Raw genomic sequence first — 23,087 nt, 5'->3', positions numbered from 1 at the left:
GAGGGGGTGTACCCATGGATTATCAATTACTTCTGCTGACGATTGCTGTGTCCTTTATCCTTGCGGTCATTGCCGCTCCGCTGATCATACCGCTGCTGCGCCGGCTTAAGCTCGGACAGCAGGTTCGTGACGACGGGCCCCAGACCCACTTGAAGAAGGCGGGAACCCCCACGATGGGCGGGGTCATCATCATGGTGGCGTTCACGCTGTCTTTTCTGAAATTCTCGGTCATCAATCCGGATTTCTATGTGCTGCTTGCGGCTACGCTGGGGTACGGGCTGATCGGCTTCCTCGATGATTATATCAAAATTGTCTTCAAACGCTCGCTCGGTCTGACCGCGCGCCAAAAGCTGCTGGGCCAGCTGCTGGTCGGCATTCTGCTCAGTGTGCTGCTGATTTCGGCAGGCCATAATACAGGCATCAGCGTTCCGGGAACATCTCTCAGCTTCGACTGGGGCCCCTGGTTCTACTATCCGTTCATTGTCCTGATGATGATGGCGGTCACCAATGCCGTGAATTTCACGGACGGTGTGGATGGACTGCTGTCAGGGGTAAGCGCGATTGCGCTCGCCGCGTTTGCGGTGGTTGCGATGCAGGCGACTTCCATTGCCGCCGGTGTCTGCGCTGCTGCGATGATCGGTGCGGTGCTGGGCTTCCTAGTATTCAATGCCCATCCGGCCAAGGTGTTCATGGGCGATTTCGGCTCGTTCGGGATCGGCGGCGCTATTGGCGCTATTGCGATTGTAACCAAGACGGAGCTGCTGTTTGTGGTGATCGGCGGGGTATTCGTGGTTGAAATGCTGTCGGTCATCCTTCAGGTCGCTTCCTTCAAAACGCGCGGCAAGCGGATCTTCCGCATGAGCCCGATTCATCATCATTTCGAGCTGGGCGGCTGGTCGGAGTGGCGCGTGGTCGTCTCCTTCTGGGCGGTAGGCCTGGTGCTGGCCGCTGCTGGACTATATCTCATCAAGGGGTTGTAACGAATGAAACATCCTGATCTGTACCGTGATCAAGAAGTGGTCGTCCTGGGGCTCGCCAAAAGCGGCGTCCAGGTGGCCAAGGTGCTGCATGAGCGCGGTGCTGTTGTGACGGTCAATGATAGAAAAGAAAGAGATCAGAGTCCCGAAGCTTCCGAACTGGAATCTTTGGGAATTTCTGTTATATGCGGCGGGCATCCGGAGAGCCTGATCCATGAGGGTGTACAGCTTCTGGTCAAAAACCCCGGCATCCCCTATACGGCTCCACCGGTACAGCAGGCGCTTGAACTGGGCATCGAGGTAGTGACTGAGGTGGAGGTAGCCTACCATCTCTGCGCGGCCCCGATGATCGGCATCACCGGCTCCAACGGCAAGACGACTACAACGACCTGGGTGGGCCAGATGCTGGAGGCAGCGGGGATGCGCCCCATTGTGGCCGGTAATATAGGAACACCGCTCTCTCAGGCGGCACAGGAGGCTGACGCGGACAACTGGATGGTGGTCGAGCTAAGCAGCTTCCAGCTGAAGGGGACGGTGGACTTCCGGCCCAAGATCGCTGCCTTGCTGAATGTGGCGGAGACCCACCTGGACTACCATGGGGGCATGGAGGACTATGTAGCCTCGAAATCCAAGCTGTTCGCCAATCAGGGACCGGAGGATACCGCTGTGCTGAACTGGGATGATCCGGTCTGCCGCGGGCTGGTACCCTATCTCAAGGCCGGGATTCTGCCCTTCTCGATGACCGAGGAGCTGGTTCAGGGCATCTTCGTCCGGCCATCCTTCGTGCCGGGGAGCGAGGATGAACAGGAGCGGATAATCATCTACCGGGATTACACGGAGACGGAGACCGAGATTGCCGCTGTGGATTCCATCGGCCTGCCCGGCCGCTTCAATGTGGGGAATGCGCTGGCGGCCTGCGGTATCGCCATTGCCGCCGGGGCTGATCCGGCGGTGCTGGGCGGTGTACTGGCCTCCTTCCGCGGTGTGGAGCACCGGCTCGAATACGTGGCAGATAAGGAGGGGGCAGCCTACTATAACAACTCCAAAGCTACCAATTCCAAAGCGACGGCGATGGCGCTCGGCTCTTTCCGCCAGCCGGTTATTCTCATTGCCGGCGGACTGGACCGCGGCTCCGATTATATGGAGCTGCTGCCTGTCCTCAGCGGAAATGTCAAGGCGCTGGTGGCGCTTGGCCAGACCCGGGACAAGCTGGCCGCTGTGGCGGGAATGGCAGGAGTAAAGACGGTGATCTCCGTCGATAATGGGGATAGCGCCGCCGCCGTGCTGCAGGAGGCTGTGCGGGAGGCCGCAGCCCTGGCGGAAGCGGGGGATGTGGTTCTCCTGTCGCCGGCCTGTGCGAGCTGGGATATGTTTAGCTCCTATGAAGAGCGCGGGCGTATTTTTAAAGAGGCGGTGCATAACCTTTAAGTAGGGGGGTGGATAAGCCCCTACTACGGATGCAAGAGGTGTGCTCCTGATGAACAAATCCCGACATGCGCCCGACATCTGGCTGCTGCTTGCTATACTGGCTTTATTGGCCATCGGTATGGTAATGGTATACAGCGCCGGGTCTGTTCTGGGCTTCCGCAATTATGGCGATTCGTTTTATTTTGTCAAAAGGCAGCTGTTGTTCGCAGGCCTCGGCCTCATCGCAATGTTCATTACAGCCAATACCGATTATCTGGTGCTGAAGAGGTTCGCCAAGCCGGTGCTGATTGCCTGCTTCATCCTGCTGGTGCTGGTGCTGATTCCCGGCATCGGCGTCGTGCGCGGCGGTGCGCGCAGCTGGCTGGGGATCAGCTCCTTCGGCATCCAGCCCTCCGAGTTCATGAAGATGGGGATGATTCTCTTCCTCGCGAAATGGCTCGGGACGGAGGAATATGATATCTCCGGCTTCTTCCGCGGGCTGCTTCCGCCGCTTGCGCTGATCGGCTCAGCCTTCGCGCTGATTATGCTCCAGCCGGATCTCGGCACGGGCACGGTCATGTTCGGAGCGGCCCTGATGATGGTCTTCACGGCGGGAGCGCGGATGAAGCATCTGCTCTCGCTCGGCGCTATAGGTGTGGCCGGCTTCGCCGGGCTTATTGCCGCTGCGCCTTACCGTCTGCAGCGGATCACGGCATTTCTTGATCCCTGGTCCGATCCGCTTGGCGCCGGCTACCAGATCATTCAATCGCTGTACGCGATTGGCCCCGGCGGCCTTGGCGGACTGGGACTGGGGATGAGCAGGCAGAAATACAGCTATGTGCCGGAGCCGCAGACTGACTTTATTTTCTCAATATTAGCCGAGGAGCTTGGGTTTATCGGGGGGCTGGCCGTGCTGCTGCTGTTCCTGGTGCTGATCTGGCGCGGGATGAAGGTGGCCATGAGCCTGCCGGACCGGTTCGGAAGCTATCTTGCGGTAGGCATCGTCTGTATGGTGGCGGTTCAGGTGGTCATCAACATCGGTGTGGTGATCGGCCTGATGCCGGTTACCGGAATTACACTGCCGCTGATCAGCTACGGGGGGTCATCGCTGACCCTGATGCTCACAGCCCTTGGCATTCTGCTTAATCTATCCCGTTATGCGAGGTGAAAGACATGCGTGTAGTACTTAGCGGCGGCGGCACGGGAGGACACATCTATCCCGCTGTAGCTGTGGCCAGACAACTGGAATCCGAAGATGACGATTCGGTCTTCTTATATATTGGCGGCAAGCGCGGTCTGGAGAGCAAGCTGGTTCCCCAGGAGAAGCTGCCGTTTCAGGCGATTGATATTACAGGCTTCCGCCGCAAGCTGTCCTTTGATAATGTGAAGACGGTCATGCGTTTTCTGAAGGGGGTCAAGGCCTCCAAGGCGATGCTGCGCGAGTTCAAGCCCGATGTGGTGGTCGGCACCGGCGGGTATGTATGCGGACCTGTCGTATACGCGGCCTCCAAGCTTGGTATCCCGACGCTGATTCACGAACAGAATGCGATTCCCGGGCTGACCAACCGGTTCCTCAGCCGTTATGCCGACACGGTTGCGGTGAGCTTTGAAGGCACGGAACCGGCTTTTCCCGGCGCAGGCAATGTAATCTATACAGGCAATCCCCGGGCCACCTCGGTCATGAAGGCTAACCCGCAGAGAGGCTTCGCCTCCCTCGGTATACCTGAAGACAGCACGGTGGTGCTGGTTGTGGGGGGAAGCGGCGGTGCGAAGGCAATTAACCGTGCGATGATTGAAATGGCTCCATTTGTGGGTAAGGGTAATGGTGTCCATTATGTATATGTTACCGGAGAGGCTTATTTTGAGGAAACACGCAAGGCGGTGCGCGAGAAGCTGGGCGGCTTGCCCAACTGGCTGCATGTCCTCCCTTATGTTCATAATATGCCTGAGGTGCTGGCCTGCACTTCGCTGATCGTGAACCGGGCAGGCGCCTCTTTTCTGGCCGAGATTACCGCGCTTGGCATTCCCTCCGTACTTATTCCGTCTCCCAATGTAACCAATAATCATCAGGAAGCGAATGCCCGGGCGCTGGAGCGCGAAGGGGCGGCTGTGGTGCTGCTGGAGCAGGATCTCAGCGGCGAGGCGCTGTTCGCGGCGGTCCAGAGCATCATCGGGTCAGATGAGGTCCGCAGCCGCATGTCAGAGGCCTCCAGACGCCTCGGCAAAAGAGATTCCGCTTCGCTGGTCGTAGGCGAGCTCCGCAGACTGGCCGCCGGGCGCAAGCGTTAGATTCCGGGCTTACATTGTCACACTCACGCTCCCCCGAACATAGGATGATCCTATAATCGTGACAATCACCCAGAGCACTTCCGGTGCCGGGGGACGGGAAGCGGAGCTCTTCCCGCCCGTATCCGGGATAGGGGGCAGGAAGTGCCGTGGTGGGTGAGCGGTAATCTCGGAGGTGATACATTGGACAAATTGGTGATTGAGGGTGGAAATCCCCTGTCAGGCACCATACGTATCCATGGAGCAAAAAATGCGGCGCTGCCCATTCTGGCTGCTAGCCTGCTGGCCGAAGGAGTTCACTCACTGCATAATGTGCCAAAGCTGCTGGACATCGAGACGATGCTGGATATTCTGGGCCGGCTGGGCTGCAAGACAGTCCATGAAGAGGAGACGGTGACGGTTGACACCTCCGTGCTCCTGACCTCGCATGTTCCGGAGGACCTGATGCGGCAGATGAGATCCTCCATTTTTCTTATGGGGCCGCTGCTGTCCAGATTCGGGGAAGTGACGATCTATCAGCCGGGGGGCTGCGCTATCGGGGAACGCAAAATCGATCTTCACCTGCAGGGGCTGAAGCTGCTGGGGGCAGAGATTGAGGAGGCGGGCAGCATGATATGCTGCCGGGCTGCCAGATTGACAGGCTGTGATATCCATCTGGATTATCCCAGTGTAGGCGCGACAGAGAACATCATGATGGCTGCGGCTATGGCTGAGGGGACCACCACGATCTCGGGGGCGGCCAGGGAACCGGAAATCCAGGATCTGCAGAACTTCCTTAACGCTATGGGCGCGCAGATTATAGGGGCCGGCACGGACACGATCACCATCCAGGGTGTCCGGAAGCTTCATGCCTGCAGCTATGAGGTGATACCTGACCGCATCGTTGCCGGGACGGTGATGATCGCAGCTGCCGCCACGCGGGGCAATGTGACGCTGACCCACACCAATGCGGGGCACTTGACCTCCCTGATCCACATCCTGAGGCGTGCCGGTGTTCAAATTACAGTGCTCAATGATATAATTAATATCAGTTGTATGGGACGTCCCCGTGCGGTAGAGAGAATTGTAACTTCCCCTTATCCGTCATTTCCTACAGATCTGCAGTCACAGGTTATGGTTCTATTGTCCCTGGCGGACGGATTCAGTGTCATCAAAGAGACCGTATTTGAAGGACGCTTCAAGCATGTGGAAGAGATGGCCCGGATGGGTGCCGATATCTCCATTGATCTGAACCGGGCGTTCATACGCGGGGTGAAGCGGCTGTACGGCGCTACGGTAGAAGCCACTGACCTGCGTGCAGGAGCCGCCCTCGTCATCGCCGGGCTTGCCGCTCACGGAACGACCATTGTGGAGCAGGCGCATCATATCGACCGGGGATATGACGGCATTGAGATTCTGTTCCAGAAGCTGGGTGCAAACATCAGCCGCAAAGTGCCGGTACCGGACCCGCTTGATTTGGCCAATTAAAGCTCCCTGTCTCCTTCGGCTGAGCCGCGAAGGAAGGAGACAGGGCCTTATTACGGAGATATGAGAATGCCAAAAACGCGAATCCCTCTTTTGAAAGAGGACAAGCCTAGCAAAAGAAGAAACCGTAGAATGATTATAATCCTGCTGCTGCTGTTTGTGGCGCTGCTGGCTGTTATCTTCTTCCGTTCGTCTATCAGCAAGATTACAGCTATTAATGTTGAAGGAGATAAATATACAGTCCGGGAGAAACTGCTGGCCGCAAGCGGTCTGAGGATTGGCGGACAGTTCTTCGCGGTCTCTTCAGATACTGTGGAGCAGGCGGTAAAGGAACTTGATACCGTCCAGGAGGCGGAGGTCGCGAAGAAATTCCCGGGCGTGGTTACGATCAGCATTAAGGAGTATCCGGCGGTGGCCTATGAACTGTATCAGGCCGGTGTACTGGAGGCTATTCTGTCCAGTGGGGCGGCCGTCTCCGTGACCGATACCGGAATCGCCGTTGAGAAGCCGATCCTGACCAACTGGAAGGCCGATGATCCTTATAAGGCTAAGCTGTGTCAGGCGCTGGCCGGGATACCGAATGAGCTGACCAGTGATATCTCGGAGATTGTACCGTCTCCCACGCCGTCTTTTCCGGACCGGATCAAGCTGTACACCCGTTCGCGGTTTGAGGTGATTACGGCGATCTCCCTGCTTAAGGATAAGGTAGGCTATTTGAACCAGGTCATCGAGACGGAGGAGCCGGGACTTATCCGGATGCTGGAGGCGGATTCCTATGTCCCGTTTCACAAAGAGACCGTAAATACGGGGGATGAAGAGGACACACAAGAGTAAATAGTCCCTACTAATAGAGCGGAAAAAATGCTACAATCAGTTTTACGGGCATGAAGCAATCTCCCTCTTTTTTCTGCGGATTTTTTGGGATGAAACCCTGATAGAACGCTTGTTTCTCCTGATTTCTTCGTACGGAGCTCCAGGCCTTGCTGCTTCCGATTGAAGGCATGGATCTGCATGTGAAAAGCTTGTCATATACTTCCACTCAAAAAATTTGTTGAAAAAAGAGGGAAAGGATTAGGGACGTTGAATATGTACAGAAGATGTTTCCCGGGACCGGGAGTAACTCATGCTTAATATCTATTTATTATCACAACTTATTATGATTATAACAGGAGGTGCCATAGGGCTTGAGCAACAATGACATCATTGTTAGTTTGGACATCGGTACATCCAAAGTTCGGGCAATCATTGGGGAAGTTACTAGTGGGACCTTTAATATTATTGGCGTCGGATCTGCAGATTCGGATGGAATACGCAAGGGTGCGATTGTAGACATCGATCAGACTGTGCAGTCGATCAGAAGCGCTGTGGAACATGCGGAGCAGATGGTCGGCATTCAAATATCCGAGGTGTATGTCGGGATATCCGGCAATCATATCGGCCTGCAATCCAGCCATGGTGTAGTTGCCGTCCAGAATGAGGACCGAGAGATCGGCGAGGATGATATCGACCGTGTCATCAAGGCTGCAGAGGTCATTGCCCTGCCGCCGGAGCGCGAGGTAATCGATGTTGTCGCCAAGCAGTATATCGTAGACGGACTTGAAGGCATTCAGGACCCGCGCGGAATGATCGGGGTTCGTCTTGAAGTGGAAGCCACGATCATTACCGGTGCCAAGACACCCATACATAATCTGCTGCGCTGTGTGGAGAAATCAGGTCTGAAGGTTAAAGATCTTGTTCTTATGTCTCTCGGGGCCGGCGGATTAGCGCTCTCCAAAGATGAGAAATCGATGGGGGCTGTTCTGGTCGATATTGGTGCCGGACAAGCAACGATAGCTGTATATGAGGAAGGTTCCCTTAGTGCGACCTCCACGATTCCGATCGGCGGAGAATTTGTTACCAATGATATTGCATACGGACTCCGTACGCTTACGGATCAGGCCGAGAAGGTCAAGCTGAAATACGGCTGTGCCTGGATTGACGATGCCGCATCTGACGTGGTCTTCAAGGTTCTGCGTATCGGCAGCAATGTCGAGAAGGAATTCAACCAGGAGGATCTGGCGGCAATTATTGAACCGAGGGTCCAGGAGATCTTCCAGCTGATCCGCCAGGAAGTCAAACGGCTAGGTTACAATGAGCTTCCGGGGGGGTATATACTTACGGGTGGTACAGTCTCCATGCCGGGTGTACTGAAGGTCGCCCAGATGGAGCTTGCAGCCTCTGTACGTATAGCCGTGCCTGATTATATTGGAGTCCGCGACCCCGGTTTCACGGGTGGTGTAGGCATTCTTCATCATGTTGTCCGCAGCTACCGCGGACGCAGCAGCGGACCAAGCGCGAACAAGAAGAACGTTAACCGCAACAAGCAGAGCGCAGCACCGGTACAGGATACTTCCAAGAAGCCTGGCCTGGTGGAACGTCTGAAGAATATGTTCAGCGAGTTCATATAAGCGTAGGTCCAGATATACTTGGACTGGCCATCCAAGCACTACTCGAGGGGGAGATGGAAACAATATGTTGGAATTTGATTTTGAAATGGAGAGCTTGGCGCAAATAAAGGTCATCGGCGTAGGCGGCGGCGGAAGCAACGCTGTGAACCGGATGATCGAAAATGGCGTTCAGGGTGTGGAGTTCATCACAGTGAATACAGACGCCCAAGCGCTGCACATGGCCAAATCGGAGCATAAATTACAAATCGGGGATAAACTGACCCGCGGACTTGGTGCAGGCGCCAATCCTGAGGTAGGCAAGAAGGCGGCAGAGGAATCCCGCGATCTGATCTCAAATACGCTTAAGGGTGCGGATATGGTCTTCGTAACCGCAGGAATGGGCGGCGGCACCGGTACAGGCGCAGCGCCTGTTATCGCCGAGATCGCCAGAGAGTGCGGGGCGCTGACCGTAGGGGTAGTTACCCGTCCGTTCACCTTTGAAGGCAGAAAACGTGCCAACCAGGCAGAGCTCGGAATCGAAGCGCTGAAGGAAAAGGTTGATACGCTGATTGTCATTCCGAATGACCGGCTGCTTGAAATCGTGGATAAGAAAACTCCGATGCTGGAGGCCTTCCGTGAAGCGGACAACGTACTCCGCCAGGCGGTACAAGGCATCTCTGACCTGATTCAGGTTCCCGGCCTGATTAACCTTGACTTCGCCGATGTCAAGACGATCATGACGGAGCGCGGCTCTGCGCTGATGGGCATCGGGATTGCCACCGGCGAGAACCGTGCCTCTGAAGCGGCCCGCAAAGCGATCATGAGCCCGCTGCTTGAGACCTCGATTGAAGGGGCCCGCGGTGTCATTATGAATATTACCGGCGGCTCCAATCTCTCCCTGTATGAGGTCAATGAAGCGGCTGAGATTGTTACTGCGGCTTCAGATCCTGAAGTCAACATGATCTTCGGGGCCATTATTGAAGAGAGCATGAAGGATGAGATCAAGGTTACCGTTATTGCTACCGGCTTCGAGCACAAGCCTGCTGTAGCGCCTGTACGCCGTCCGGCGGCCGGCAACAGCAGCAACAGCAGTGAACCAGCTGCCGACAAGAATAACACCAACCTTCGTCCATTCGGCAACCAGACAAGCTCTGATCAGCTGGATATTCCGACCTTCCTGCGTAACCGCACACGCGGCAACAACGATTAGACGGTATTGATAATTTAGACTTATACTTATGGTATACGGAAGCACCGTATCCTGCAGATCGTATAATCTGCGGGGTATGGTGTTTTTTTGTGTTTTCAGGCAGTATAATAACGATAACGGGAGACGATGACATGGAATTGCTGGACCCCCGGGTGGATTTTGTGTTTAAGCGGATTTTTGCCAGCGAGAGCAATAAGGATGTGCTGCTGGCTTTTCTGAACCGGATCTTCATGGATGCCGGCGATCCGCCGCTTGAAGAGGTAGAGTTGCTTAACCCGTATACGGACAAGGATGACCCGCTGGATAAGCAGGCGATATTTGATATCTGGGCGAAGACTGCCGGCGGCAAGCTGATCAATATTGAAATGCAGCTGTTCAACAAATATGATATAGAGAAACGCACATTATATTACTGGAGTAAGCGCTATGCCGGCCAGCTTCAGGTCAGCGGCAAATATGCTGATCTCAAGAAATGCGTGACAATCAATATCCTGAATTACAAGGTATTGCCCAATGAACATACGCACAGTGTATTTCATTTGCGGGAGGACGTGACCGGAGCGCCGCTCACAGACGATATTGAGATCCATTTCCTGGAGCTGCCCAAGCTGAACCAGCCGGTTATTCCCGGCGAGGGCGGTCTGGTTAACTGGCTGCTGTTTTTGAAGGGGGTTCACTACTCAGATTGGGAGGTGTTGCAGATGAACGAGCCGGCGTTGAGGAAAGCCATGGAGACCCTTGAATTTCTGAGTCAGGATTCGGAAGCCCGCCGGAAGTATGAGGACCGCCAGAAATTCCTGCTCGATGAAGCATCTCAGCGGGACGGTGCGCAGCGGGAAGGGTTCGCCAAAGGATTGGCAGAGGGAAAAGATAAAGGAAAAGCTGAAGGCCAGCTTGAAGCTAAGCGGGAGATCGCCCGGAATCTATTGAGTATGGGATTGGATATTGCGTCTGTCCAGCAGGCGACCGGGCTAACCGAAGAAGAATTGAAATCTATGACATGACAACCTTTTCCAAGTTGAAGTCAGCCTTTCCGGGCTGGCTTTTTTTGTAGGTGAATTTATATGTTTTGGGGTCCCCGCAAAGTACCTGAGTCATCACCTACGCTAAAGCTCCACTTTGTGGGGTTATTTTCTATGTAAGCATCCTCCATCAGCCCATAAACCGACAAAAAAACCGCAGGAACGCCTCCCATGTTTAGACAGACTTTGAATGCAGGAGTTTCTATACTAATCTTATCGTCTAAAAAGAGAGCCTGCACCCCGGCCTCCGGACAGAGCTTTCGCTTGCAGGCAGGTGAACGCATTGGTAGTGTATATTGATTTGATCTTTGCCGCCAATCTGCTAATCGACGGAGTCCTGCTATGGCTGACAAGCTGGCTGGTCAAGCAAAAGGTGGCCTGGTGGCGCCTGGCTCTGTCCGCACTGACGGGTGCGCTCTATGTTGTCATGATGTTTGTACCAGAGCTTTCCTTTATGTACACCTTTCTTATTAAGTTCGGGTTGTCGGTATTGATGCTGTGGATAGCCTTCGGCTTCAGAAGTCTGCAAAGCTATCTCCGTGCATTCGGGGCATTCTATATGATTAATTTTGCGGCAGCGGGAGGGATCATAGGCGCTCATTACTTGCTGCAAAGCTCCGGCGACATCTGGAACGGCATGATCTTTACCTCTTCGGGAGGCCAAGCTCACCGCCTGAAGATCGGCTTCTGGTTCGTGCTTGCCCTGCTCCCCCTGGTGCTGCTGCTCTTCCGGCGGATGGTTGCTTCCCGCAGGCACAGAGAACAGCTGGATACCTACATTGGTGAAGTCACCGTGGAGATTGACGGCGTGAGCGTTACCTGCCCGGGACTGCTGGACACCGGCAACCGGCTGAGCGATCCGCTGACGAGGATGCCGGTCATGGTGATGGAGGCTTCCCTGTGGGAGAACCACCTGCCGGCCTCCTGGAAAGGGAGACTGACCCAGACAGCTGCAGATGCACTTGTTCTGGAGACGGACGGGCAGTCATTCGCCTGGCAGGACAGAATACGGCTGGTGCCGTACAGGGGGGTGAACCGCGCAGCCTCCTTCATGCTCGCGCTGAAGCCGGATAGCGTGAGCATCAGGCTTGGCGGTGACACCTTCTGCCATACCAGAGTGCTTATCGGGCTGGACGGCGGAACATTGGCGGGAGACGGCGCGTACCGGGCAGTCATTCATCCTGATCTGACCCGGAGGGAGAGCGCTGCAGAAGCGGCGGCTGAGAAGGTTGAGGTAAGTAACATATAGGAGGAACAATAATGGTCAAATTCAAGCTTGTGCTGCAACTGCAGTATTACCGGATGCTGTTTCTGCTGGGACTTAAGAGCCAGGAAATCTATTATATCGGCGGGAGTGAGGCGCTGCCGCCCCCGCTGACGCGGGAGGAAGAGGAATTCCTGCTCCAGCGGCTCTCCAGCGGCGATGCGGCCGTCCGGGCCATGCTGATTGAGCGCAATCTGCGGCTGGTGGTCTATATCGCCCGGAAATTCGAGAACACCGGCATCAACATCGAGGACCTGGTGTCGATTGGCGCCATCGGACTCATTAAGGCGGTCAACACCTTTGATCCCGAGAAAAAAATCAAACTCGCCACTTACGCTTCACGCTGCATCGAGAACGAAATCCTGATGTACCTGCGGCGCAACAGCAAGACCAGGAGCGAGGTTTCCTTTGATGAACCGCTGAATATTGACTGGGACGGCAATGAGCTGCTGCTCTCGGATGTACTGGGCACGGAGAACGACACCATCTACCGCAACATCGAGGAGCAGGTCGACCGCAAGCTGCTGCAGAAGGCGCTGGAGAAGCTCAGCGAAAGGGAACGGCTCATCATGGAGCTGAGATTCGGCCTGCGCGGCGGGGAAGAAAAAACGCAAAAGGATGTAGCCGATTTGCTCGGCATCTCCCAATCCTATATTTCGCGTCTGGAAAAAAGAATTATCAAGCGGCTGCGTAAGGAGTTCAACAAGATGGTGTAGGTGAGGGGAAAGCTGAGGAATAAAATGGCCTGCCGGGGAGATAATGTACAGTAATGTTTCTCCTTGGGAGGTTAATCATCATGACCCGAAATAAAGTCGAGATTTGCGGTGTGGACACCGCCAAGCTGCCGGTTCTCACGAACGTGGAGATGCGGGCATTGTTCACTTCGCTGCAGCAGCAGGGCGAGCGATCCGCCAGAGAGAAATTGGTTAACGGCAACCTTAGGCTGGTGCTGAGCGTCATTCAAAGGTTCAACAATCGTGGAGAGTTCGTGGATGATCTGTTTCAGGTAGGCTGCATCGGACTCATGAAAGCCATCGATAATTTTGACTTATCGCAGAATGTCAAGTTCTCCACCTATGCGGTCCCGATGATCATCGGGGAGATCCGCCGCTACCTGCGGGATAACAATCCGATCCGGGTATCGCGGTCCCTCCGGGACATTGCCTATAAGGCGCTGCAGGTAAGGGACAGTCTGACAAACCAGAATTCGCGCGAACCGACGATCTTTGAGATTTCCGAGGCGCTTGGCGTTCCGAAAGAGGATGTGGTCTTCGCCCTTGATGCGATCCAGGACCCGGTATCCCTGTTCGAGCCGATCTATCATGACGGCGGGGACCCGATCTATGTGATGGACCAGATCAGCGACGACAAGAACAAGGATGTCTCCTGGATTGAAGAGATTGCCCTCCGGGAGGCGATGCAGCGGCTGGGACAGCGCGAGAAGCGCATTCTATCGATGCGGTTCTTCGAAGGCAAGACGCAGATGGAGGTCGCTGACGAGATTGGCATCTCCCAGGCCCAGGTCTCACGGCTGGAGAAGTCGGCGATTCAGCAGATGCAGAAGCATGTGAAGTCCTAAACCCACACAGCAGATGACCAGGATATTCCGGAGGGCGGCAGCAGCGGCTGTCCGGGATATCCTTTTGTATGTAAGGAAGCGCTCTGTCACCGTGGAAATAGAGTCATGCGGCCAAGCCTTGGGGACATATACTGAGCTATAGGTCTGAATGTACAGGGGTGGCAGGATGAATGAAGAGGCGGCGGGAACGGGGAGAAAAATGAAAATCTCCGATTTCCAGACCAAGGATGTTATCAATATTGTGGACGGCAAGCGGCTTGGCCAGATCAGTGATCTGGAGCTCGATCTGCGCAGGGGAGTGATTGATGCCGTGATCGTGCCGGGCTACACAAGGTTCATGGGCCTGTTCGGCGGCGGTACTGATCTCGTCATCCCGTGGCGGAACATCGTCAAGATCGGAGCAGATGTTGTGCTTGTGAAGCTGGAGGAGCCCCGCAGCGCTCAAGGACAGGAGGAGCGGGAGCTGATGTATCTCGAACGTCCGGACCGCAGTGAACGGCGCACTTATTGACCGGGTGCGTCTTTTTTCTGCTTAAATGGTTAAGTACTTGTTTGAGACACCGGCGTGCTGCTTCATTTTATGGAATGTTTTCGGGGCCCCCGCAAAGTACTTGAATTCACTCCGAAGCGTTACTTCACTTTGTGGGGAAGAGTTTGTGGGGTAGAGTTTATGTTACACTTAGACGGAGGTGAAGAAATGGAACCGTTTATGAAAAGTGAATCCGTACCTGCGCTGCTGCACCTGGAGCCGTGGCGGGAGCCGTACGGTCAGATAACAGCCGGGTTTACGGGCAGAACAGGCGGCACAGGGAAACAGCCGTATGACAGCTTCAATTGCGCCTTCCATGTCGGCGATGATCCGGAGGATGTGCTCAGTAACCGGAGGCTGCTGGCTGCAAGCCTTGGCTTCCGGCTGGAGGACTGGACCTGCGGGGAGCAGACCCACGGTATAGATATAGCGGTAATTACAGAGCAGGACCGCGGCAGAGGCAGTCTGGACCGCACTTCCGCCTTTCAGGCGACAGACGGGCTGCTGACCAGTGTGCCGGGAGTGCTGCTGACCTCCTTTTATGCCGACTGTGTTCCGCTGTTCTTCTATGATCCGGTGCATCAGGCGGTTGGTCTGGCCCATGCGGGCTGGAAAGGGACCGTAGCCGGGATAGCGGCAGCGATGGTGCAGAAGATGGAACAGGTCTATGGAACCCGTCCGGAGGAGATAAGAGCAGCAATAGGACCTTCTATTGGTGAATGCTGTTACGAGGTGGACGATTACGTAATGGATCATGTCCGCCGGATGGAGACAGAGCTGAAGCTGCCGGGCACGGAGGCAGGGGCGCAGGAATTATATAGCCGCTCGGCGAAGGACAGCAGCAAATATATGCTGAACTTGAAAGAAATGAACCAACGCATTATGATAAAAGCAGGAATATTGCCGATTCATATCGAATGTACAACTTGGTGTACAAGCTGTAACAGTGATCAGTTCTTCTCCTACCGGAAGGAGAATGGGGTTACCGGAAGAATGACGAGCTGGATTGGAATAAAGGAGAGTTGAATTTGGCCTCACTACAGGAGAGAAAAGCCATTGTCTTGGAACGTGTTGCACAAGCCTGTGCAGCCAGCGGCCGGGATGTAAGTGAAGTCAAGGTGATTGCGGTTACGAAGTACGTATCGCTGAATACGGTTGCCGCATGTCTGGAAGCCGGACTGACCGAGATCGCTGAAAGCCGCTGGCAGGATGCCGAGCCCAAATGGAAAGCGCTCGGCGACCGAGGAACCTGGCATTTCATCGGGCATCTGCAAACCAACAAGGTCAAGGACGTTATCGGTAAATTTCAATATATCCACTCCCTGGACCGGTTATCGCTGGCCCGGGAGCTGCACAAGAAGGCGGATGCCGCCGGGCTGGATGTGAAGGTATTTCTGCAGGTGAATATTTCCGGAGAGGACACGAAGTTTGGCCTGGCGCCGGAAGCGGTGGAAGAGTTCCTGCGGGAGATTGCCCCGCTGAGCCGCGTGAAGGTCATCGGACTGATGACCATGGCCCCTCACGAGGAAGACCCTGAGGCGACCCGCCCGGTATTCCGCGGACTGCGCCTGCTCCGGGACCGCCTCAATCAGCTGGGCCTGACCCCGGAGCCGATCCGGGAGCTGTCGATGGGCATGTCGAACGACTTTGAAGTGGCAATTCAGGAAGGGGCCACCCGGGTGCGTCTGGGAACGGTATTAGTAGGTCACGAGGAGGGAGATTGATGGGCGTGATGAACCGGTTTATGAGTTTCTTGGGCTTGCAGGAGGAAGAGGAGATTGTGGAACGGGAGCAGATATCCCGGGATGAGGATGAATACGAGCCCGCCCCTGTAGAAACGCGCAAAAATCAGCGGAGCAACGTCGTCAGCATCCATTCCCAGAAGAATGTTAAGGTAGTGCTCTATGAGCCGCGTTCGTATGACGAGGCCCAGGAGATTGCCGACCACCTGCGTTCCCACCGTACTGTTGTTATCAACCTGCAGCGGGTGCGCAATGACCAGGCGATGCGGATTATCGATTTTCTGAGCGGAACAGTCTATGCGCTTGGTGGAGGAATATCCAAAATTGGGGGCAATATATTTATGTGCACCCCGGACACTGTAGAGATTCAAGGCTCCATTACAGAGATCCTGAGCGACGAACAAGATTACAACAAAATGAGGTGATCAGGCTTTGAACGAAATATCTTCAATTATCAACATCCTATTCACAATCTACTACTACATGATTCTAGTGTATATTCTCATGTCCTGGCTGCCTAATCTGCGGGAGAACTTTATCGGCGAACTGCTGGGCAAGCTCGTGGAGCCGTTCCTTGCACCGTTCCGGAAGATTATTCCGCCGCTCTTTGGGACCATTGACATTTCCCCGATCATTGCCATTGTCGCATTGCGCTTTGCTGTAGTCGGGCTAAATTCCCTTGTAGCCATGGCCTTCGGCTAATCCGATGAAGAATGAAATTTACGGGCATTTCCACCCGGACGAGCGGCAGTTTGTGGACAAGGCCTGGGAATGGGTTACGAATGCCGGAGAATACCATGAGACGAAGCTGACTGAATTTCTGGACCCCCGGCAGGGCTATATTCTGCAGAGCCTGGTGAACCGCCATCCCGATGTCATTGTACGGTGGGAGGGCGGTTCTTCGGATGCCGAGCGGAAGCGGGCCATGGTGGCTCCGGATTACCGTGACCTCACAGATGAGGATATGGGGCTGCGGGTGCTGGCCATCACCTCGGGCGAGCAGAAATTTCTCTCACTGGAGCACGGGGATTATATGGGTGCGATCCTTGGTCTTGGCATCTCAAGAGGTAAGATTGGCGACATTCATGTGCTGGAGGACGGCTGCCATGTGGTGGTGGCTGCCGATATTGCGGAGTATCTCGCTATTCACCTGACCGGTGTGCACCGGGTGAACGTCAGCACGGAGATCCTGCCGGTCTCTGCGCTGCGGTGCCGTGAGGTGAAGCTGGAGACAATGGAATTCACCGTGGCCTCGCTGAGGCTGGACGGAATTGCTGCGGATATGACCCGGCTGAGCCGGAGCAAGATTCTTGTTCCGATCAAGGCCGGACGGGTGCGGGTGAACTGGAAGGTGGAGGAGGACCCCTCGGCTCCGCTTAAGGCAGGGGATATGGTGTCGATCCAGGGATTTGGACGGTTCAAGCTGCTGGAGGTCAGCGGATTGACGAAGAAAGGCCGTTACCGGATTTTAACAGGCAAATTTGTCTGAAGCCTTTGCAGGATTACAGCCGTCCTTGTCGAAATTCATAGTCTCAAGGGATGCTGATCATGCAGCGGCGCCGGCGCCGATAACGCCGTTCATCTATTGTCTTCAGGACAGAACCATCGCTCAGGGACCATTGATGTCCGAAATTTCTAGGAGGTGCACCACATGCCATTAACACCGCTCGATATACATAACAAGGAATTCTCCCGGAGAATCCGCGGTTATGATGAAGATGAGGTCAACGAATTTTTGGATCAGGTGATTAAGGATTACGAGAGTGTAATCCGTGAGAACAAGGAACTGCAGAACCAGCTGTTATCCCTTCAGGAACGCCTGGATCATTTCGTGAATATTGAAGAGAGCCTGTCCAAGACTATTCTGGTGGCCCAGGAGGCTGCCGATGATGTGAAGAACAACTCCAAGAAGGAATCACAGCTGATTCTGAAGGAAGCCGAGAAGAATGCTGACCGGATTATCAATGAAGCGCTGTCCAAATCACGTAGAATAGCGATCGAGACAGAGGAGCTGCGCAAGCAGGCTTCCATCTACCGTACCCGCTTCCGGACACTGCTGGAGGCTCAGCTGGAACTGCTGTCCCAGGATGACTGGAATGCGCTGGAGAGCCGCGAGGTCACGGAGAACCTGCTTTGAGTTTGAGCATAGATGACGGATAGCTTACACATGATTCACCAAAAACTCCTTAGCTGAAGGTCGGTCAAGACCTCGGCCAAGGAGTTTTTTTGGTGTGTACGCTAGACGGGGACGATGACTTTGCCTGTAACGTGGGTAGGGCCACTCAGATTGATTTCGCCTTGGAGGTCCTCCAGGTTGGAGGCAAAGACTTGAAACGCATAATAGCCTTCAGGAAGATCGGTAAGGATGGTCTGGAACATGGTCGTCATTCGAACCGTCTCATCTCCATCCGCCGGGATGGCGGATTGTTCAGCACTGCCTACGAGGATTCCATCCAGACGCAATTCAAGCAGGAGCGTGGGCTGAACGGGCGGTGTAGCAAAGACGTTCGTAACCAACCAGCCAACCGTTGTAGTGAGCTCTACGAAATTGGTTGGAGAAGGAACAGGCATACCGAATTCTAGAATCAGGCGTGGGGTCCCGTCGATTGGAATGGTAGGTCCAAATGATAAATTGGTATCGACACTCCTGGCGAATTCAACCAAGGTATATGGCATTTTTTCACCTCCCTATGATGTCATGGTTCCATCCTATGATTTGATTGAATATTATGTCAGAGACAACATCCTATGACTTGGAAAAATACCGGAACTTATGGTGGTGAAACTATGAATATTCTATTGATATCTTCAGGTTTCCAAGGCGTGTATTCCTTTTTTGAACGGCGGATTGCTGGGGCCCTGCAGAAGGCGGGACATCATTGTGCAGCGTTCCAGGCCGGCAGTATGCTGAATGTCTTCAAGCTTAAGCAGCAATTCCGGCAGCCGGATCTGATTCTGCTCATGGCCGGTCTGAAGGTTCAGGAGCCTGTGCTGGAATGCATCAGGCAATCAGGCATTAAATCGGCGGTGTGGATGACGGAGGACCCTTATTATATGGATTGGACCGTGCCGGCAGCCGCTTATGTCGATTACATCTTCACGATCGATGAGGCAGCACTGGAGCAGTACAAGGCGCTTGGCCATCCCCGTGTCTATCATCTGCCGCTGGGCACCGATCCCGCCCTCTTTTGTCCCTCGCCCGTCTCTGCAGAGTTTGAAAGTGAACTATGTCTGGTAGGCGTGCCTTACAGCAACCGGATTGAGATGATAGACTTCCTGCTGGCAGCTACAGATTATCGTATTCAACTCGTAGGCCGGGGATGGAGCCGTTATGTCCAGCAATGGAATCTGAGCGCAAGCGGGAGAGTCGGGCTGGTCAACGCCTGGGTCAAACCGGAGACGGCAGCGGGTTATTACAACGGGGCGAAGATTGTACTGAATATCCACCGCCTTGCTGATGAGAGATACAACCGCAACCGCATGGGAGTAGCCGCCAAAAGCATCAACAACCGCACCTTTGACGCAGCCGCTTGTGCAGCGTTCCAGCTTACAGATGATAAGCCCGGGCTGAGCGGGCAGTTTGCGGCAGGACAAGAGATCATCCCGTACCTGGATAAATATGATTTCCTACAGAAGCTCCATTATTATATGGCCCATGACCAGGAGCGCAGGCACATTGCCGATGCGGCCAGAAGGCGGGTGCTCGCGGCACATACTTTTGAACACCGGATTCAGCAGCTGCTAGGAATTATTCAAGTTTAATAGACGGATTTCCCGGACTGGCCAAACGCCTGACAGCTGATCCTGCCTGGCGTTTTTTGCTGTGTCATTCTGTCCTTCATTTGAAAAGTTAGTTTACTAACCTATAACGTTTCGAGCAAGGAGACATATGATAGCAAGTAAACAGCGAAGGAGGGAGCAGATTGCCAAAAGTCACGATCATCATGACCAGCTACAACAAGGCCGGATATATCGCAAAGTCCATTGAATCTATTCTGAACCAGACGTTAACCGACTTTGAATTCTATCTGATGGATGATAACTCGAATGCAGAAACTCAGAAAGTAATAGAGCCCTATCTCAAAGATAAGAGAATCAAATTCTTCAAAAGCGATATACAGACGCTGGAGCAGCGGGTGGAGAAGGTCCGGTACGCCGCGCTGATCAACCAGGCCCTGCATACGGCAGAGGGTGAGTATATCTCTTATGCCACCGATGATAACTGCTACAGAAAAACCAGGCTGGAGCGGATGGTGGATTATATGGAGCAGCAGCCTGAGGTGATGATTGCCTACTCGGCGTCGCTGGTCAGTTATTTGAATGAACACAATGAAGTGACCAAAACGCTGGTTAGACCGGCGAAGAAGATTGTTCCGGTAGCCCCGTGCGTCATCGATCACTGCTCCATTATGCACAGAAGCTCCATTCTCCCTGTAATCAAGCAGAAATTTGGCTCCTACTGGGATGAGAATCCCGAGTTTTACCGGATTGGGGACGGACGTTTTTTCTGGCGGCTGAATCAGTCCTGGGAGTTCTACCCGGTCGACGAGGTGCTGGACGATAACTATATCACCGAATTATCCATTCACTATCAATTGCAGCATCAGGAGAAAAGCCGGTTCATCCAGCTGCTTCCCCCGCAGCGGACCTGCAAGGAGCTAAGAGAAAGCTTGAGATCCATGAAGCAAAAGAAATAGAATCGCTGTGCACCAACGCGCAATAAAGGAGGGATCGGATTGTCTATCTATCTGGCGAATTACTGGCCGCTCTATAGCGAATTCATCCAGGCAACAGAGGAGCTAACGTACAGGGATGTCCCGCTCGGCCTCATGATCAATTTCTATCAGCTGATTGATGATGAGCTTAGGAGTGAGATGGGAAGCACCACCTTCCGGCAGAAGCTGAAGCACCCCGGCATTGAGGAGCAGCAGGAGATTCAGCCTTTTTTTGCGACGAAGCTCTCTCCGCTCTATCAGCCTGTAAAGTCCAATCTGGAGGGCAAAATACTGATTAATCTGGACTATATCCGCATCTCCGAGAAAACAATCCGTGAGCATTTCAGCGGAGACCAGGCCATGATTCTGTCCCGGTCCAGAGCCCCCGAGCTGTACGGAATCCCCAATATCTACAGCCTTGATTATAAGAAGGATACCCGTTCTGCCGCAGAAGAGCTGATCCGGCGGGCTGCCCTCATCTTCGCCACTTACAAAGGGCATCCAGCCTTCAGCAATAGCTTCTTCTGCCAGACCTTCATTCAGCGCATTCCCGCTATCATTGACGCTATTGAAATGGTATTTAATGTGTATCATCAGATTCCGGCAGCTGCGGTAATGGTAGGAACGACAGAGGATGCAGTCAGCCGGGCTCTGGCCGTTGTGGCAGGGATGAAGGGAATTCCCAGTGTGTGCCTCCAGCATGGCATTCTGATGGGCGAGGAAGCGTTCATGCCTGTGTTCACCAGCTATATCGGCATCTACGGGCAGGTTGAGCAGGACTGGTACCGGAGCCGGGGAGTGGCCACAGAGCAGATCGTGATTACCGGGCATCCGCGGTATGATGATATTTTCACTGCCGGGCCTGCCGCGAGGGATGAGTTCAGGGAGAGGTATCAGCTTGAACCTGACAGAATCACCTTATTATTTGCAACCGGACCCGCGCTGGATGTACACAAGGTCAGGGAGCTGCTCACCGCGCTTGCCGCACAACCGAAATTCCAGCTGCTCATCAAGCCCCATCCCTGGGAGCTCTCCAAGAAGCGGATAACATTATACACAGAGCTTGCTTCAATCTATGACAATATCCATGTAGTAACTGATAAAAAAGCGGATACTCATGCGCTGATTATGCATTCGGATGCCATGGTCGCCACGGTCTCCACTATTGCCCTTGAAGGCCTGTTGTTCAGTAAGCCTGTGTTCGTCTACAACTTCATTCAGGCTAACCGGGAATATCTCTACTATAATGCCCTGGAGCGGTATACCGGGAAGGAGCCGGCTGAATTGACCCGCATTATCACCCGCTACTATTCCAGCAACCTGGAGAAAATGAACTACCGGGCGGTAAAAAACAGATTCTTAGAGCAAACCTATCAGATCAGGCATTCCGGCAGAGTGTTAGCAGATCTGCTGGACGCTCTGATCCATGGGAGAACAGATCTATGAAAAAAGAAAATGGAAGATTCTTTAGAAACAAAAAGATTCTGGTGATTGGCGGAACCGGCACGATCGGGAAAAGCCTGGTAAAGCTGATTCTGGAGCAGGAGCCGGAAACCGTCCGCATTCTCAGCAGGGATGAATACAAGCAATTCAGGCTGCTGAATGAAGTGAACGGACACGGGAAGCTGAGCTGCCTGATTGGCGATGTGCGGGATTATGAGCGTGTCCTGGCTGCGATGGAGGATATCGACTATGTGTTCCATACAGCGGCCATGAAGCATGTCTCCTTCTGCGAATATAACCCGTTCGAGGCGGTGCTGACGAATATTGTCGGCACCCATAATGTGATCCGGGCAGCGAAGCGGCAGAGGGTACAGAAGGTCGTGTTCACCAGCACCGATAAGGCCATTTCACCGACCAATAATTATGGGGCCACCAAGCTGACGGCAGAGAAGCTGATCGCTTCCGCAGAGACCCTGGGGGGCCGGGGGCAGACGGTATTCTGCACCGTGCGGTTTGGTAATGTCATGGGCTCCAGGGGATCGGTGATCCCTTTGTTTGTGAAGCAAGCCCGGGAGGGCAAGGCCATCACTGTCACCGATCTGTCGATGACCCGGTTCATGATGACCCTGGAGCAGGCGACGAAGCTTACCGTCCAGTCCCTTAGAATCGCCAAGGGCGGCGAGACGTTCATTCTGAAGATGCCGGTGATCAGGCTTCAGGATCTGGCTGAGGTGGTGGCCGAGGAGGCTTCGGGGAAATTCGGAGTTCCCGCTGCGGCGCAGATATCTGAGGTCGGACTCAAGCCCGGTGAGAAAAGATACGAAGAGCTGATGACGTATGAGGAATCCCTGAGCGCTTATGAGCTGCCGGATGTCTACATTGTTCCTTCTCCCTATGCCTCTGTGCAGTCCTACGGCGATGCGGGCAGACCGGAGCCGGGCACCTACAGCTCGGAGGGAGCAGCTCCGCTGACGAAGGAGCAGGTAAGGAGACTGGTGCTGGATCAAAATCTAATCTAATGGA

At 54.2% G+C, this 23,087-nt stretch carries 24 protein-coding genes; 23 read left to right on the top strand and 1 reads right to left on the bottom strand.

Annotated features, from left to right (window positions below):
* Positions 1–14 precede the first annotated feature (14 nt).
* The 19 genes from mraY to MHI24_RS08090 all read left to right on the top strand — a co-directional run bounded on the left by mraY (position 15) and on the right by MHI24_RS08090 (position 18,043).
* On the top strand, positions 15–980 hold the full coding sequence (mraY, locus tag MHI24_RS08180; protein WP_340025147.1) for a phospho-N-acetylmuramoyl-pentapeptide-transferase: 966 nt from the start codon (positions 15–17) through the stop codon (positions 978–980).
* A 3-nt stretch (positions 981–983) separates the two neighbouring features.
* The gene (gene murD / locus MHI24_RS08175; protein ID WP_340025146.1) at positions 984–2,405 is read left to right on the top strand and encodes a UDP-N-acetylmuramoyl-L-alanine--D-glutamate ligase; all 1,422 of its coding nucleotides are present in this window, start codon (positions 984–986) and stop codon (positions 2,403–2,405) included.
* Positions 2,406–2,454: 49 nt separating this feature from the next.
* Positions 2,455–3,552 carry a stage V sporulation protein E gene (gene spoVE, locus MHI24_RS08170; protein ID WP_340025145.1) on the top strand — a complete coding sequence of 366 codons (1,098 nt, stop codon included), beginning with the start codon at positions 2,455–2,457 and terminating at the stop codon, positions 3,550–3,552.
* A 5-nt stretch (positions 3,553–3,557) separates the two neighbouring features.
* The gene (murG, locus tag MHI24_RS08165; RefSeq protein ID WP_340025144.1) at positions 3,558–4,673 is read left to right on the top strand and encodes an undecaprenyldiphospho-muramoylpentapeptide beta-N-acetylglucosaminyltransferase; all 1,116 of its coding nucleotides are present in this window, start codon (positions 3,558–3,560) and stop codon (positions 4,671–4,673) included.
* A gap of 180 nt (positions 4,674–4,853) precedes the next feature.
* Positions 4,854–6,137 (top strand): UDP-N-acetylglucosamine 1-carboxyvinyltransferase, encoded by a 1,284-nt coding sequence (murA, locus tag MHI24_RS08160; protein ID WP_340025142.1) that lies wholly within the window; start codon positions 4,854–4,856, stop codon positions 6,135–6,137.
* 66 nt (positions 6,138–6,203) lie between these two features.
* Positions 6,204–6,968, top strand: coding sequence for an FtsQ-type POTRA domain-containing protein (locus MHI24_RS08155; RefSeq protein WP_340025141.1), 765 nt, complete (start codon positions 6,204–6,206; stop codon positions 6,966–6,968).
* Positions 6,969–7,318: 350 nt separating this feature from the next.
* Entirely contained in the window at positions 7,319–8,581 is a 1,263-nt protein-coding gene (gene ftsA, locus MHI24_RS08150; protein WP_340025140.1) for a cell division protein FtsA, read from the top strand.
* A 64-nt stretch (positions 8,582–8,645) separates the two neighbouring features.
* Positions 8,646–9,770 (top strand): cell division protein FtsZ, encoded by a 1,125-nt coding sequence (ftsZ, locus tag MHI24_RS08145; protein WP_340025139.1) that lies wholly within the window; start codon positions 8,646–8,648, stop codon positions 9,768–9,770.
* Between the two features lie 131 nt (positions 9,771–9,901).
* The gene (locus MHI24_RS08140) at positions 9,902–10,774 is read left to right on the top strand and encodes an Rpn family recombination-promoting nuclease/putative transposase (RefSeq protein ID WP_340025138.1); all 873 of its coding nucleotides are present in this window, start codon (positions 9,902–9,904) and stop codon (positions 10,772–10,774) included.
* 301 nt (positions 10,775–11,075) lie between these two features.
* Positions 11,076–12,041, top strand: coding sequence for a sigma-E processing peptidase SpoIIGA (spoIIGA, locus tag MHI24_RS08135; protein WP_340025137.1), 966 nt, complete (start codon positions 11,076–11,078; stop codon positions 12,039–12,041).
* Positions 12,042–12,049: 8 nt separating this feature from the next.
* On the top strand, positions 12,050–12,772 hold the full coding sequence (gene sigE / locus MHI24_RS08130) for an RNA polymerase sporulation sigma factor SigE (protein WP_036690190.1): 723 nt from the start codon (positions 12,050–12,052) through the stop codon (positions 12,770–12,772).
* 80 nt (positions 12,773–12,852) lie between these two features.
* On the top strand, positions 12,853–13,635 hold the full coding sequence (gene sigG, locus MHI24_RS08125; RefSeq protein WP_036690188.1) for an RNA polymerase sporulation sigma factor SigG: 783 nt from the start codon (positions 12,853–12,855) through the stop codon (positions 13,633–13,635).
* Between the two features lie 166 nt (positions 13,636–13,801).
* A complete protein-coding gene (locus MHI24_RS08120) occupies positions 13,802–14,146 on the top strand; it encodes a YlmC/YmxH family sporulation protein (RefSeq protein WP_340025136.1) in 345 nt (114 codons plus the stop codon).
* A 186-nt stretch (positions 14,147–14,332) separates the two neighbouring features.
* Positions 14,333–15,190, top strand: coding sequence for a peptidoglycan editing factor PgeF (pgeF, locus tag MHI24_RS08115; RefSeq protein WP_340025135.1), 858 nt, complete (start codon positions 14,333–14,335; stop codon positions 15,188–15,190).
* A 2-nt stretch (positions 15,191–15,192) separates the two neighbouring features.
* Positions 15,193–15,888, top strand: a complete 696-nt coding sequence (locus tag MHI24_RS08110) for a YggS family pyridoxal phosphate-dependent enzyme (RefSeq protein ID WP_340025134.1) — start codon at positions 15,193–15,195, stop codon at positions 15,886–15,888.
* Positions 15,888–16,331 carry a cell division protein SepF gene (gene sepF / locus MHI24_RS08105; RefSeq protein ID WP_340025133.1) on the top strand — a complete coding sequence of 148 codons (444 nt, stop codon included), beginning with the start codon at positions 15,888–15,890 and terminating at the stop codon, positions 16,329–16,331. Before MHI24_RS08110 ends, sepF begins: the two co-directional genes overlap by 1 nt.
* Positions 16,332–16,389: 58 nt before the next feature.
* Complete coding sequence (locus MHI24_RS08100) at positions 16,390–16,608, top strand: YggT family protein (protein WP_340026633.1); 219 nt, start codon at positions 16,390–16,392, stop codon at positions 16,606–16,608.
* Positions 16,609–16,612: 4 nt separating this feature from the next.
* Entirely contained in the window at positions 16,613–17,395 is a 783-nt protein-coding gene (locus MHI24_RS08095) for a YlmH/Sll1252 family protein (protein WP_340025131.1), read from the top strand.
* A gap of 162 nt (positions 17,396–17,557) precedes the next feature.
* A complete protein-coding gene (locus tag MHI24_RS08090) occupies positions 17,558–18,043 on the top strand; it encodes a DivIVA domain-containing protein (RefSeq protein WP_238654659.1) in 486 nt (161 codons plus the stop codon).
* 101 nt (positions 18,044–18,144) lie between these two features.
* Here MHI24_RS08090 and MHI24_RS08085 read toward each other — a convergent pair whose 3' ends face one another.
* Positions 18,145–18,582: a hypothetical protein gene (locus MHI24_RS08085; RefSeq protein ID WP_340025130.1), complete on the bottom strand. Its 438-nt coding sequence runs from the start codon at positions 18,580–18,582 to the stop codon at positions 18,145–18,147.
* Between the two features lie 111 nt (positions 18,583–18,693).
* Between MHI24_RS08085 and MHI24_RS08080 the strand changes: the two genes are divergently transcribed.
* From MHI24_RS08080 to MHI24_RS08065, 4 genes are all read left to right on the top strand, one after another.
* The gene (locus MHI24_RS08080; RefSeq protein ID WP_340025129.1) at positions 18,694–19,668 is read left to right on the top strand and encodes a glycosyltransferase; all 975 of its coding nucleotides are present in this window, start codon (positions 18,694–18,696) and stop codon (positions 19,666–19,668) included.
* Positions 19,669–19,829: 161 nt separating this feature from the next.
* A complete protein-coding gene (locus MHI24_RS08075) occupies positions 19,830–20,603 on the top strand; it encodes a glycosyltransferase family 2 protein (RefSeq protein WP_340025128.1) in 774 nt (257 codons plus the stop codon).
* A 39-nt stretch (positions 20,604–20,642) separates the two neighbouring features.
* Positions 20,643–22,067, top strand: a complete 1,425-nt coding sequence (locus tag MHI24_RS08070) for a CDP-glycerol glycerophosphotransferase family protein (protein ID WP_340025127.1) — start codon at positions 20,643–20,645, stop codon at positions 22,065–22,067.
* A complete protein-coding gene (locus MHI24_RS08065) occupies positions 22,064–23,083 on the top strand; it encodes an SDR family NAD(P)-dependent oxidoreductase (protein WP_340025126.1) in 1,020 nt (339 codons plus the stop codon). The genes MHI24_RS08070 and MHI24_RS08065 overlap by 4 nt, the downstream gene beginning before the upstream one ends.
* Positions 23,084–23,087: the final 4 nt, after the last annotated feature.

This window comes from Paenibacillus sp. FSL K6-1096, assembly GCF_037977055.1.
Lineage (GTDB): Bacteria > Bacillota > Bacilli > Paenibacillales > Paenibacillaceae > Paenibacillus_AQ.
Note: the sequence above shows the minus strand (reverse complement) of the source record. Positions and strands in the feature narration are given on the sequence as shown.

Bases quoted from the DNA above. Each gene is read 5' to 3' on its own strand.
- mraY (WP_340025147.1), top strand. From the start codon at position 15: ATGGATTATCAATTACTTCTGCTGACGATTGCTGTGTCCTTTATCCTT.
- murD (WP_340025146.1), top strand. From the start codon at position 984: ATGAAACATCCTGATCTGTACCGTGATCAAGAAGTGGTCGTCCTGGGG.
- spoVE (WP_340025145.1), top strand. From the start codon at position 2,455: ATGAACAAATCCCGACATGCGCCCGACATCTGGCTGCTGCTTGCTATA.
- murG (WP_340025144.1), top strand. From the start codon at position 3,558: ATGCGTGTAGTACTTAGCGGCGGCGGCACGGGAGGACACATCTATCCC.
- MHI24_RS08155 (WP_340025141.1), top strand. From the start codon at position 6,204: ATGCCAAAAACGCGAATCCCTCTTTTGAAAGAGGACAAGCCTAGCAAA.
- ftsZ (WP_340025139.1), top strand. From the start codon at position 8,646: ATGTTGGAATTTGATTTTGAAATGGAGAGCTTGGCGCAAATAAAGGTC.
- MHI24_RS08140 (WP_340025138.1), top strand. From the start codon at position 9,902: ATGGAATTGCTGGACCCCCGGGTGGATTTTGTGTTTAAGCGGATTTTT.
- sigG (WP_036690188.1), top strand. From the start codon at position 12,853: ATGACCCGAAATAAAGTCGAGATTTGCGGTGTGGACACCGCCAAGCTG.
- MHI24_RS08120 (WP_340025136.1), top strand. From the start codon at position 13,802: ATGAATGAAGAGGCGGCGGGAACGGGGAGAAAAATGAAAATCTCCGAT.
- pgeF (WP_340025135.1), top strand. From the start codon at position 14,333: ATGGAACCGTTTATGAAAAGTGAATCCGTACCTGCGCTGCTGCACCTG.
- sepF (WP_340025133.1), top strand. From the start codon at position 15,888: ATGGGCGTGATGAACCGGTTTATGAGTTTCTTGGGCTTGCAGGAGGAA.
- MHI24_RS08100 (WP_340026633.1), top strand. From the start codon at position 16,390: ATGATTCTAGTGTATATTCTCATGTCCTGGCTGCCTAATCTGCGGGAG.
- MHI24_RS08095 (WP_340025131.1), top strand. From the start codon at position 16,613: ATGAAGAATGAAATTTACGGGCATTTCCACCCGGACGAGCGGCAGTTT.
- MHI24_RS08090 (WP_238654659.1), top strand. From the start codon at position 17,558: ATGCCATTAACACCGCTCGATATACATAACAAGGAATTCTCCCGGAGA.
- MHI24_RS08085 (WP_340025130.1), bottom strand. From the start codon at position 18,582: ATGCCATATACCTTGGTTGAATTCGCCAGGAGTGTCGATACCAATTTA.
- MHI24_RS08080 (WP_340025129.1), top strand. From the start codon at position 18,694: ATGAATATTCTATTGATATCTTCAGGTTTCCAAGGCGTGTATTCCTTT.
- MHI24_RS08065 (WP_340025126.1), top strand. From the start codon at position 22,064: ATGAAAAAAGAAAATGGAAGATTCTTTAGAAACAAAAAGATTCTGGTG.